We start from the raw sequence: 12,170 nt of genomic DNA, 5'->3' as shown, positions 1-12,170 counted from the left end.
CACGTTTCTGTTAGAAAATCCGGGAATTGTCGATCTTTTTCACAGACCTTGATCGGCTTATATCCCCGCACTAAACGGAGTACCGTTATAGCGTGGGACTTACGCCGATTGAGTTAAAGTTTAGCGGTTAAGTCCGGCTTGTTCGAGCTCTTGTAAAATTGCTTCGGCTTTCGGATGCAGGGTGTCGCCAGGGGGGATGAGATAGGCGACAAAATCTTCTAACATTCCAGGAAGTTGATTGTTTGGCATCAACCAAACTCCGACGCGAGGCAAGTATGGATCTGAAGGTGTGCAAACCCAGCCTTCGGGAGGGGGAGATTGCGGGATGTCTCGATCGCCGATCGAACTCAGTTTATCTTTAAGAGATTGCCACCGCGCACTTAAATTGCGATCGGCATCAACCACAATTCCCAACCTGCGTAAATTCTCTGCTTTCAATCTTTCTGGCAAGCCATTTAGCAGCGCATCAACTCCTTCTGTACCTTCTTCTTGCGGTACTTCGACGGAAAATGTTTCTGGCAGTTGATATTGCTGGCACAAAGCCCAGATTGCGTGTCGGTCATTCTTACCTTCTACCAATAACTGTTGAGGTTTGGTTGAGGAGGTTTTCGTGCTTTTGCCATCAGCGCACCTCAATACTTTGGCGCACTGCAACGGACAATTCATCGGGAGTGTATTCAACTGCACCAATATCCTCGCCGCGCCGACTCAAGCGAAATAATTTGCCAACAGAACTATCTTGTGACTGTTCTAAAGCTTCTTGAAATGCGGCTATGCAGTCCCAACTGTGGGTAGTTGCAAAGACTTGAACGTTCAATCGCTGTGCTGTTTCAAATATCAATCGCCACATATCAGTTTGCGTTTGATAGTAAAGACCTGTATCAATTTCATCAACCCACAAAAACCCATTCTCTGATGATACGGCTGCCATTGCTATACTAAGAATTCGTCCCATACCATCTCCCATACTGCCAAGAGGAACTGGGTGAGGCTGGTCCCGAAGTTTAAGCAAAATACCACTATTAGAAGTCGGGCGACTGGTGAAACTAATCCGTTCCACATCCGGCTCCAGAATTTGCAATGCTTCTACTACACTTTGTTCTTTCGGTGTGAGTGTTATTCTATCCCACAGTACAGACAGTCGCGCAAAGCTTATATTAGTGGTTGTTAGAAAATAATTTTGATTGCTGCTCCCTATAGGAAAAACTAACTTAGATGTGTTCCCCAACCGCAAGTAACGCGAATCGCCTATAGTTCCATCAGTACGGATAGGAAGTTTTATTTGGGTATACTGTCCGTATGAAACAACTAGCTCACCGAATAAATCTTCACCTAAAACTAAATCTTCTAATCCAGGAAGTGCAAGTTGCTGGGCAATAGGATTAGGCTGAATTTTTAATGAGAGCGGATGCTCTTTTGTAGAGCGGATATGAATAGCCCCATCGAAGTTATTAAGTTGATGACCGTAAAAAATATGTAAAATCTGATAATAATGCTGAGAAACGACTTCGCCATTTCTTTGTCTAGAAGGCTCGACTGTTAGTTCACCTCTGCTGTTTAGCACCTCAAGTATAAACTGAATGTTTCCTTCATTAACTAATAAATAAATAGCTTCCAAAAAAGTAGTTTTACCGCTATTGTTCTGACCGACTATCAGATTGACCCTAGCTAGGCCGTCGATATGAAAATCTTTAAAACAGCGATAATTTTGGATGGTGAGATCGCGCAACATGGATTCCTCCCATATTAACTATATTCTATGATTTCTCCGTTCAGACTAGAAACCAGTATGGGATTCGATGACGGCTTCGGCTTGCAGGGCGATCGACCTCAATTTATCCAATGTATCCTGGTTCGCACTCTCCCACAACCCCCGCTGACGAGCTTCTAGCAATCTTTCCGCCATATCTCGCAGTGCCCAAGGATTGTTTTCTTGAATAAATGCCTGCACTTTCTCATCAAAAATGTAAGCCTCTGCGATTCCTTCATACATAAAATCCTCTACACAATTTGCCGTAGCATCATAAGCAAACAAAAAATCAACAGTTGCTGCAATTTCAAACGCGCCTTTATAACCGTGTCGCATCGCACCTTCTATCCATTTGGGATTTACAGCCCTACTGCGGTAAACCCGCGCAATTTCCGATCGCAGTTGTCGCACTTTCGGCTTCTCGGGAATCGAATTGTCTCCGAAATAGGTTTCAGGATTTTTGCCTTGCAAATTGCGAATTGCGGCCGTCATCCCACCTTGGAATTGATAATAATCATCCGAGTCGAGGATGTCGTGTTCGCGGTTGTCTTGGTTTTGGAGAACTATTTGCATTTGGCCGAGACGTTGTTCAAATGCTTCGGGTGCAGAACATCCCCATTCACTCTGTTTAACTCCTGCTACATCTCCCGGCAAATTTGAGGAACTAGAGGAGGTATAGGCGTAACTGCTCCAATTAATGTAAGCTTTTGCTAAATCGCTGTCGTCTGTCCAGTTTTGAGCTTCAATTATGCCTTGAAGTCCTGCGCCGTAAGCACCAGGTTTTGAGCCAAACACTCGAAATTGCGATCGCCTTTGCGCCTCTTCCTGACTCAAACCTGTAGATTCCCAATACAGAATCTCTGCTTGAACTTGTGCCGCTAAAGGGTTGTTTTCTGCCGATTCGTCTAAATCTGCCACAGCTTTTACCGCACTGTCAAACAAATCAATTAAATTAAAAAAAGCATCGCGGAAAAAGCCAGAAATTCGCAAAGTAACATCAACGCGCGGCCGCCCCAAAACAGAAACTGGCAAGATTTCAAAATCTACAACCCGGCGCGAAGGGCCATCCCAAACTGGTTGAACTCCTATCAGCGCCAAGGCTTCGGCGATGTCGTCTCCCCCCGTCCGCATGGTGGATGTTCCCCACACTGACAAACCCAAAGTTTTCGGATATTCGCCGTTTTCTTGGGTGTATCTTTCGATTAAAGTTTCAGCAGCAACTCTGCCAACTCTCCAGGCGGTTTCTGTGGGAATGGCGCGGATATCTACTGAGTAAAAATTCCGACCGGTGGGCAATACATCTGGTCTGCCGCGAGTGGGCGCGCCGGATGCGCCGCTTGGTATGTGCCGCCCATCTAGTCCGCGCAAAAGGTTGGTAATTTCTTGGTTTGTTTGGAGGAGTGAAGGTAAAAGATAGTTATTTATCCAGTCTAATTCTTGTTGGGTTGCTTCTCCTATTTGGATATTTTTAACCGCAGATGAACGCGGATGAACGCGGATGTTTTCGATTAAGTTATCTACTACTTCAGCGGCTTTTTCTTCGAGTTTTGCTGTTAAATCGCCTGCTGTGCGGTGCTGAATTATCGACGTTGGATCGGCCGTTAACGGGTCGAAGTCTAGGTCTAAATCCTTAGCTAGGGCGCGGGTTATGCCCGATCGCCCGTTGGTAGGATGGCGGGCGATCGCAATTATCAAATCTCTCAACTGTCTACCTTCGGGACACTGACCGAAAATGTGCAAGCCGTCGCGAATTTGGGATTCTTTGAGTTCGCAAAGATAGCCATCGGTGCGGGTGATAAATTCTGTAAATTCCGATTTATTTAGTTGTATTCCTAAGTCTTTATCTAAGTTTTCTTTGTTGGTGAGGGCGAGAATGCGATCGCGAATCATGGGCAATCTGGACGGATCTAAACTTTGGGCTTCGCAATACTCGTCGATTAAGGTTTCCAACTGCTGCAAAGGTCCGTAGAGTTCGGCGCGAGTCATCGGCGGTGTCAGGTGGTCGATAATCACAGCTTGCGATCGTCTTTTTGCTTGGGAACCTTCCCCCGGATCGTTGACAATGAAGGGATAAAAATTCGGCATCGCGCCTAATGCCACTTCTGGATAACATTTGTTAGACAAGGCTATACTTTTACCGGGAAGCCATTCTAAATTACCGTGTTTTCCGGCATGAATTATAGCGTCAATTCCCAACTTTTCTCGCAGCCAATAATAGTAAGCTAGATAATTGTGAGTTGGTTCTAAGTCTGGGGCATGATAGTTCAAACTCGGGTCAATTTCATATCCCCGCGATGGTTGAATGCCCACAAACACATTCCCAAACTGAATCCCCGGAATCGGAAAGTAGGGACACGGGATTGCCGTTTCCTTCCCCTGGAGGTAGGGAGATGGCATTGCCGTGTCCCTAGATTGTGTATAACCTTCGGCCAACCCCCATCTTTTACAAATCCCATCCTGTACTTGCTGCGGCAAACTAGCAAAATATTCTTCATATTCTGCCAAATCCAAAGATTGATGAACAGGCCGCAATTCGCGTCCTTCTGGGTCATTTGTCACGCCAGAAGTCAGGAGTTCAATTAACTCGTTGCCGCTAGCGGGGATGTTTTCAATTTGATAGCCAGCTTGCTGCATAGCTTTGAGGATTTCGACACAGCTAGCGGGCGTATCTAAGCCGACGCCGTTGGCTAAGCGGGCGTTGCGAGTGGGGTAATTTGCTAGAATTATGGCGACGCGTCTGTTGGCGGCTGGGGTTTGTTTCATTTTCACCCAGTTCGCGGTTAAATCTGCTACAAATTGAATGCGATCGCCCGCTGCTACATAGCCTACTACATCTGTTTCCAATTCGCTGTTCCAAGTCTGTACCGCTTTAAAAGAAACAGCCCTAGTAATGATTTTTCCGTCTACTTCCGGCAATGCTACATTCATCGCCACATCCCGGGGCGAAAGTCCCTGAAGTTCCGTTTCCCACTGTTCCAAACCGCCACCGCTGAAGATTGCTTGCAATACGGGAACGTCTAAGGATTTTAAGCTGTTTTGTTCCGGTTCTTGACTGCTGAAACCCGAGACTGCAAAACTTGTGGTGTTGAGCAATAATTGAATTGGTTCTGATTCTTTAGGCTGGAAATATTCCAGCAATTCTATTTGCAAATCTGGTTCCCGCAGAGAAGACACAAAGACGGGAACGGGGACTAAGTTTCGCTCTGCTAGAGCTTGACAAAGTGCATCAATTGGTGCTAAGTTTCCTGATAAGTAATGAGCGCGATAAAATAAAATTCCGACTTTAGCCAGGGTTGGTAAACCCGGAGATCCCCCCCAACCCCCCTTCTTAAGGGGGGAGCAAGAAGTGGTCAAAGTCCCGCTTCTATCGGCGGGGGATTTAGGGGGTTCAGCGTCGGTTGGTAAACCCGGAGATCCCCCCCAACCCCCCTTCTTAAGGGGGGAGCAAGAAGTGGTCAAAGTCCCCCTTATTAAGGGGGATTTAGGGGGATCGGAATCTGGTTGTAAAGTTGCAAAACACGGCGGCGCGTGTCCGCCCCATTCGTAAATTCCGACGCGGGAAACTGTTTGAGGTAGCGGTGGATTGTAAGCAGTTTTCAGGCAAGTATCGGCGGCAAATTTGAGTGCGTTAACAAAGTTTTGGACTCCGCCTTCTGTAAAGTAGCGCCACAGTTTATTGACTGCTGATAGCGATACATTTGAATGGCTGATTAAATCTGGATCGGGACTGTCTTCTCCCGGCATTACAATGAGTGATGCGTTAGTTTTCTGCACAGTTTCCCGCAGAATTTCTAACCCGTAAGACCAATAAGAACGCCCTCCTAACAGTCTTAAGATTATCACCTCTGCGCGTTCTAAAACTTCTTCGGCATAAGTATCAATTGTTAGTTGTTGCTGCAACTGAAGCAGGTTTACTGCGCGCAGTTTGGGGAATTCTGCCGGCATTTTGGATGCGGCGGCTGCGAGTGTTTGAATGTCGGTGTCAGCAGCACTAATAAATACTATTGGTGCGGGGGTTTGCTGAATAAAAATTACTCCTTCTGCTTGAGGGTTCCAACCTCCCGGTGTGGCGGCTATTTTGTGCATTAATTTTTTTTATGTTAATCAATAGTGAGAGGAAGTGCGATCGCCTTTACTATAACATGACTTATACATAAATAGAGGCTAGGGCGTGTTTCCCAACCCGGACATTCCCGCCCAACCGAGAGAGGGCGGGCACGGGAGCACCGCCCCTACATTCGGGGGGAGAATGAGCGTCAAAGTCCCGGAAATCTCAACCTATAAACTGATAAATAAAACTCCCAAAATCATGATTCCGGCCCCTAATAATCTTTCTTGAATATCTTTTTCCTTAAAAATGAAATGACCGAACAATACACCCATTAACACGCTAGTACGCTTAAGCGCGATCACTCGCACTACGAAAGTTAATGTCAAAGCTTGCATTTGAAAAATTACTCCAGTAGCATTGATAAACCCCATAGCAGCTAGCATTGGTAATTGTTTGAGAATTTGTCGCCCTGGATTTGGGGTTTTGTGCAATAAAACTGGCAGTAGCAAAACACTCATTGTACCAAACAATGAGAATACCCAAAAAATAGGGTAGGAATTTGTAACTCCTATTTTGTCACAATTTGAGGCAATACTCCAGAGAAATGCGACGATTAACATCAATTTTGGCCCGGGTTCATCCAGCAGTGCTTTGAATGGAGCTAAATATCCTTTAGATTTCTCTTTGATATTTAATAAATAAGAGCCTGCTACGATTAGTAAAATGCCAATATAATCAAAAAATTTGGGATATTCGCCGATAATTAATGGTGAAGTTACCAACATGAATAATGGTGTTAAAGCTACCAGCGGTAGTGTCAGGGATAAATCTGATAGTTTGATGGCTTTGATGTAGAGGAGGTATGTGACAGCGTTGATGCTACCTCCGATTAGTAGGGCAAGCCAAAATTGAGAGTTTAATGCCGGAATTCCTGTATAAAGTACCCAGGGAAGCAAAAAGATGACTGAAAAAAAAGAGAGAGACCAAGCGACGACATATTCGTCACTTTTTTGGAGGTTTTGTTTGCTGAAAACGTCTTTGACGGCTTCAAAGAAAGCGGTCAAGATTCCTAAAATTAACCAAGTCAACCTAAGTATGCCCTCCTAACTCGATCGTCGTTTAGCAAATCTGATGCCAGGCCTGTGAGAGTAATGTTACCAGCTTCTAGCACGTAACCCCGATCGGCAATTTGCAGTGCTAAACTGGCATTTTGTTCCACTAAAAGGATTGTAACGCCCGTGGAGCGCAAGTTTTGAATGATTGCAAAAATTTCTTTGACGATCGCGGGTGCTAAGCCTAAACTGGGTTCATCTAATAATAGCAGTTTCGGGCGCGACATCAGAGCACGGGCGATCGCCAGCATTTGCTGTTCTCCACCGCTGAGGGTTCCTGCTAGCTGGTGGCGCCTTTCTGCTAAGCGCGGAAATATCTCAAATTGGCGCTCTAAATCGGCTTTTACGGCCACGGAGTCCGATCGAATATACGCCCCTAATTCTAAGTTAGCCAACACCGTTTGCTGCGCCAAAACCCTCCGCCCTTCGGGACTGTGGGCGATTCCGAGTTTTACTACTTCGTGAGCTTGGCGGCGGGTAATGTCGCGCCCGTTATAAATAATTTGTCCCTGTCGCAAATTAACTATTTTAGAAATAGCTCTCAGGGTGGTACTTTTGCCCGCACCGTTGGCGCCGATGAGACTGACAACCTCGCCCGCATTTATCGTGAGATTAATATTTTGTAGGGCTTGAATGCCACCATAATTTACAGAAATATTCTTTAGTTCTAAGAGGATGTTTTGGGTAGTTTTGGGTTCGCTGTCGTGCATTTTCTCTGATTTTGAGGTAGATTCCGATTTACCGTTGGGTGGGGGCGGGTTTATGAAATTATTGGTCTTAGGCAATTATTGTTGGTGAAACCCGCCCCTACAGAATGGGTGAAAATGATGCAATATGTGAGTTTTAACTAATTTCGCTATATCTACATTTCATCTCCCAAATAAGCCTCAATCACAGCAGGATCGTTCCTCACAATAGCAGGCTCGCCCAAGGCAATAAGCTGACCGAAATGCAAGACGGCAATTCGATCGCACAATCCCATAACTAGCGGTACGTGATGCTCGATCAATATTACAGTTAAATTGAACTGTTGGCGCACTTCGCGGATAAATTCGCTTAATTTGTGCTTTTCATTGAGATTCATCCCCGCTGCTGGTTCATCTAACAGCAATATTTGCGGTTCTAGGGCTAAAGCGCGGGCAATTTCTAAGCGCCTCTGGTCGCCGTAGGGCAAGTTTTTCGCTTGTTCGCCCGCGCGATCGCCCAATCCGACTAAATCCAACAAGTCTAAGGCTTTCCGCTGGGTTTTGCGTTCCATTGCGTTAGACGCTGGCAAGCCGAAAATCCCCGCCAGCAGCGATAAAACTGGATTGCCCGATCGACTGTGGATGTGTCGGGCGATCGCCACATTTTCCAAAGCAGAAAGTTCCCCAAACAACCGAATATTTTGAAAGGTTCGGGCTATACCTTTATTAGCAATTTGATAAGGTCGCAGTTTAGAAATATTTTCATTTTGATAAATCAGATTGCCACTAGAGGCAGGTATCAGTCCAGTCATTACATTAAATAGAGTGGTCTTGCCAGCACCGTTAGGGCCGATCAATCCAAAAATCTCGTGTTTTTGAACTGTAAAAGATACATCGTTTACAGCAATTAAACCGCCAAAGCGGCGAGTTAATCCTTTGGCTGCTAAAACAGGATTGCTGGTTGAGAGGGTAAGGGGTTCGGAAATCATAAACAAATCATAGAATATAAGATATCTAATTATGCCTTAGACTGCGGAATGTTCTTAAAGTGCCGCTTTTTAAGCAGTATTAAGGGCGATCGTTTTCACCACAGACAAGCACCAATTTAGATCGCCCTGACTCTGGAACCAATTTGATTAGAATGTAGATACAATTATTCAAATGGCTGAGACGGCTCATCAAATATCAGGATTCTAGCCCATGACGAAGCACTACCGACCAAGATTAATTGCCGTAATTGCCCTCTCGTTTCTATCTTTCATATCGCCTTTGCTATTGACTCGCAATGCTGCTGCTGAAAACCTCAGCGCATCCAAGGCTAATCCCGAAGAGATTGCCTCCCTCATCAAGAAGTTAAAGACTAACGATGAAAGGGAACTTGATGCAGCTATTAAGAAGTTAGGAAAAATAGGTGAACCAGCCATCCCTGCTTTGATGAAAGCTTTGCAGGATAAGAATTTGCTAGTCCGCCGGAGTGCTGCCCAGGTTCTGGCAAAAATTGGCCCTCCTGCTATTCCTGACCTTGCTAAAGCTTTGAACAACCCCGATGCAGATGTGCGTAGCCGTGCCGCCTATGCTTTGGGGGGTATCGGTGCAGAAGCTAAAACTGCACTGCCACAGCTAGTTTTCCTGCTTCAAGACTCCAATGCAGAGGTGCGTAGTAGTGCCGCCTATGCTTTGGGGGGTATCGGTGCAGAAGCTAAAACTGCACTGCCGCAGCTAATTTTGCTGCTTCAAGACTCCAATGCAAATGTGCGTAGCAGTGCCGCCTATGCTTTGGGGAGTCTCGGTGCAGAAGCTAAAACTGCACTGCCACAGCTAGTTTCCCTGCTTCAAGACTCCAATGCAGAGGTGCGTAGCAGTGCCGCCGAGGTTTTCGAGAGTCTCGGTGCAGAAGCTAAAACTGTACTGCCGCAGCTAGTTTCCCTGCTTAAAGATTCCAATCCAGGTGTGAAGACGAATGCCGCCAATGCCTTGGTGAGTATTGCTCTTAGCCTTTCTGAAAAAGCAAATACGCTAACTCCACCGGAGTTAGATCGGGCTGTATCAAACTTAGAATCAGCCTTGAAAATTATGGAAGAACCTAAAGCTAATTTCAGAAGAGCAAAGATCGGAAATCTCCGTGTATCCCTCAATTTTCTCAAAGCCGAACAAAGAGAGCGCCTATTCGTAAAATCCATTATCCAAAAGCCCTACTTCTGGGGAACGGGAATATACTTATTTTTACTCTTCGGAACCTTTGCCATCCGCCCATTGTGGCTGCTAAAAATTTACGAAACATTAAAACCGATCGGCTTCAAAATACCAGGTCTCGGCACAGATGTATCCCTCGGTTTCTTGATATTTTTCAAATACCATCCCAGAGTTCTCGATGCTTGGGTGGCAGCACACATCCAAGCCACGCGAGACGAATTTCAAAAGCGGGAAACTGTGCGCGATCGCAAAATTATCGTCCCCATCCCCGTCATCCTCGACAACAACACAATTGCCACCCTCAAAGGCAAAGATTTGCAGCCCACATTTGCTCAAAAGCGCGGCTGTTTGTTGATTTGGCAAGAAGGGGGAGCCGGAAAAACCAGTTTAGCTTGTCTGATTGGCAAATGGGCGATGTCCGATACTCCTGAAGAACGGATTTGCAATCATCGAATGCTGCCAGTTCTCATCGAATCAGAACTAAACATGAAAGTAGCAGAATGCCAACAGCCATTCCTCGAAGCAATTCGCGGTCAATTGCAAGATTTAACCGATACTGCCGAGCCGATTTGTGAAGAATTATTAGAACAGTTGCTCCAACAGCGGCGCATCTTAGTAATCGTCGATAACTTCTCAGAAATGAGCGAACAGACACAAACAGCAATTCGACCGGAAATGCCAAATTTTCCCGTTAATGCTTTGCTCGTAACTTCGCGGCTGGAAGAACCTTTAGGTCAAGTCACCAAGACAGAAATCCAACCCCTCCGCATTGCCGGAAACCGACTGTCATCGTTCATGGAAAGCTATCTCAGCCAACGAAAAAAGCGCGACTTATTCAGCGACACAGAATTTTTCAATGCCTGTAGCCAACTATCAACAATAGCCGGCGACAGAAACATCACCGTTTTGCTAGCCAAACTCTATGCCGACCAAATCATTGCCAAGAAAGAAGGCACAACAGACGGCAATTTACCGAATAATATTGCCGAATTAATGCTGTACTACTTAAACCAACTCAATCGCAGCGTAACAGAGAATAAATTCAGCGATTTCACCGTCCACAAAGATGCTAAAATCATAGCTTGGGAATGCCTGAAGCCAACCTATCGGCCCGCAGCCGCCAACCGTCAAAATGCGATAGATGCTCTGGGTGAAGAGAATGCAGAATCGCGGCTCAAGTATTTAGAAGACAAACTCAAAATCATCCAAACAAAAGGTGTAGCCCACGACCAAATCCACTTTCCTTTAGAGCCGGTAGCTGAGTATTTAGCTGCGTTGCATTTGCTAGATATTAACGGCAAAGATGAGAGTAAATGGCAAGATTTTTTGCAGGTAGCAGACTCCCAAAATTCACCACAAGCGATCAAAAGCTTTCTGTTAGCAGTAAAAGATTGCTATCTCGATAAAATTTCCAGTGCAAAAGATACTGACTTTCTGCCGAAAGAAATCACATCGCGCTATAATGTTACAATTGCCGTGCCGCCTCAATCTCCTCAAGCCCTCTCGCCTGGGTAATCTTATGACGATGTACGTACCGGATTCGCAGCCTTCGCAAACAAAAGTCCTCCCTACGATGTATGATTTACCCAGTGAAGACCCGGAGGAACCCGGTTTGCCTGACGAATTCCACGAGTTTCAACCCGAACTGCTGCGTCTAACCTGCCGCCCCGCAAATCATCCACCAGAACAAATATTTATAGGGACAGACCTCAATCTCTACTACGATTCTCACCATTTCAATTGGTACAAAAGACCTGATTGGTTTGTCGTCTTGGGGGTTCCGAGATTTTATCAAGGTGACGAATTGCGCCTCAGCTACGTAATGTGGCAAGAAAATGCCAGTCCTCTGGTAGTGGTGGAACTGGTGTCACCTGGCACTGAAGATGAGGATTTAGGAATTACAGAAGAAGCACGAAATAAACCCCCTACTAAGTGGCGAGTTTACGAACAGATTTTGCGGATTCCTTACTACTTTGTTTTCAGTCGGTACAACAATCAACTGAGAGTATTTCGCTTGATTGGCAATCTTTACCGCGAACAAGTTTTAACCGAGTCGCGTTTCTGGATACCGGAATTAGAATTAGGTATAGGTTTGTGGGAAGGTTGTTATCAAGGTTGTTCGAGGTTGTGGCTGCGTTGGTACGATGTCAGTGGCGATTGGGTTCTGACTCCAGAGGAGTTTGAAAGGCAGCGAGCCGAATTAGAAAGTCAGCGAGCCGAATTAGAAAGTCAGCGAGCTCAATTAGAAAGTCAGCGAGCTCAATTAGAAAGTCAGCGAGCAAATCGTTTAGCCGATCGCCTCAGAGAAATGGGCATTAACCCAGATGAGCTGTAAAATTAAGTAGCAGCATGAAATGGTGCAAGCTGCAAGCGCTGTC

At 45.7% G+C, this 12,170-nt stretch carries 8 protein-coding genes; 2 read left to right on the top strand and 6 right to left on the bottom strand.

Annotated features, from left to right (window positions below):
• Positions 1-120: 120 nt before the first annotated feature.
• The 6 genes from QUB61_RS16215 to QUB61_RS16190 all read right to left on the bottom strand — a co-directional run bounded on the left by QUB61_RS16215 (position 121) and on the right by QUB61_RS16190 (position 8,588).
• Positions 121-666: a DUF3226 domain-containing protein gene (locus tag QUB61_RS16215; protein ID WP_333127896.1), complete on the bottom strand. Its 546-nt coding sequence runs from the start codon at positions 664-666 to the stop codon at positions 121-123.
• The gene (locus tag QUB61_RS16210; RefSeq protein ID WP_333127894.1) at positions 623-1,732 is read right to left on the bottom strand and encodes an AAA family ATPase; all 1,110 of its coding nucleotides are present in this window, start codon (positions 1,730-1,732) and stop codon (positions 623-625) included. The genes QUB61_RS16215 and QUB61_RS16210 overlap by 44 nt, the downstream gene beginning before the upstream one ends.
• A gap of 45 nt (positions 1,733-1,777) precedes the next feature.
• Positions 1,778-5,836: a cobaltochelatase subunit CobN gene (gene cobN / locus QUB61_RS16205; protein WP_333127892.1), complete on the bottom strand. Its 4,059-nt coding sequence runs from the start codon at positions 5,834-5,836 to the stop codon at positions 1,778-1,780.
• Between the two features lie 192 nt (positions 5,837-6,028).
• On the bottom strand, positions 6,029-6,889 hold the full coding sequence (locus QUB61_RS16200; protein WP_333127890.1) for an EamA family transporter: 861 nt from the start codon (positions 6,887-6,889) through the stop codon (positions 6,029-6,031).
• A complete protein-coding gene (locus QUB61_RS16195; protein ID WP_333127888.1) occupies positions 6,886-7,623 on the bottom strand; it encodes an ABC transporter ATP-binding protein in 738 nt (245 codons plus the stop codon). Before QUB61_RS16195 ends, QUB61_RS16200 begins: the two co-directional genes overlap by 4 nt.
• 152 nt (positions 7,624-7,775) lie before the next feature.
• Positions 7,776-8,588, bottom strand: a complete 813-nt coding sequence (locus tag QUB61_RS16190) for an ABC transporter ATP-binding protein (RefSeq protein WP_333127885.1) — start codon at positions 8,586-8,588, stop codon at positions 7,776-7,778.
• A 211-nt stretch (positions 8,589-8,799) separates the two neighbouring features.
• Here QUB61_RS16190 and QUB61_RS16185 point away from each other — a divergent pair, with 211 nt between their 5' ends.
• Together QUB61_RS16185 and QUB61_RS16180 are read left to right on the top strand one after the other, a co-directional pair.
• Entirely contained in the window at positions 8,800-11,307 is a 2,508-nt protein-coding gene (locus QUB61_RS16185) for a HEAT repeat domain-containing protein (RefSeq protein ID WP_333190029.1), read from the top strand.
• A gap of 4 nt (positions 11,308-11,311) precedes the next feature.
• Positions 11,312-12,127: a Uma2 family endonuclease gene (locus QUB61_RS16180; RefSeq protein ID WP_333127881.1), complete on the top strand. Its 816-nt coding sequence runs from the start codon at positions 11,312-11,314 to the stop codon at positions 12,125-12,127.
• Positions 12,128-12,170: the final 43 nt, after the last annotated feature.

This window comes from Microcoleus sp. C2D2, assembly GCF_036702495.1.
Lineage (GTDB): Bacteria > Cyanobacteriota > Cyanobacteriia > Cyanobacteriales > Microcoleaceae > Microcoleus.
Note: the sequence above shows the minus strand (reverse complement) of the source record. Positions and strands in the feature narration are given on the sequence as shown.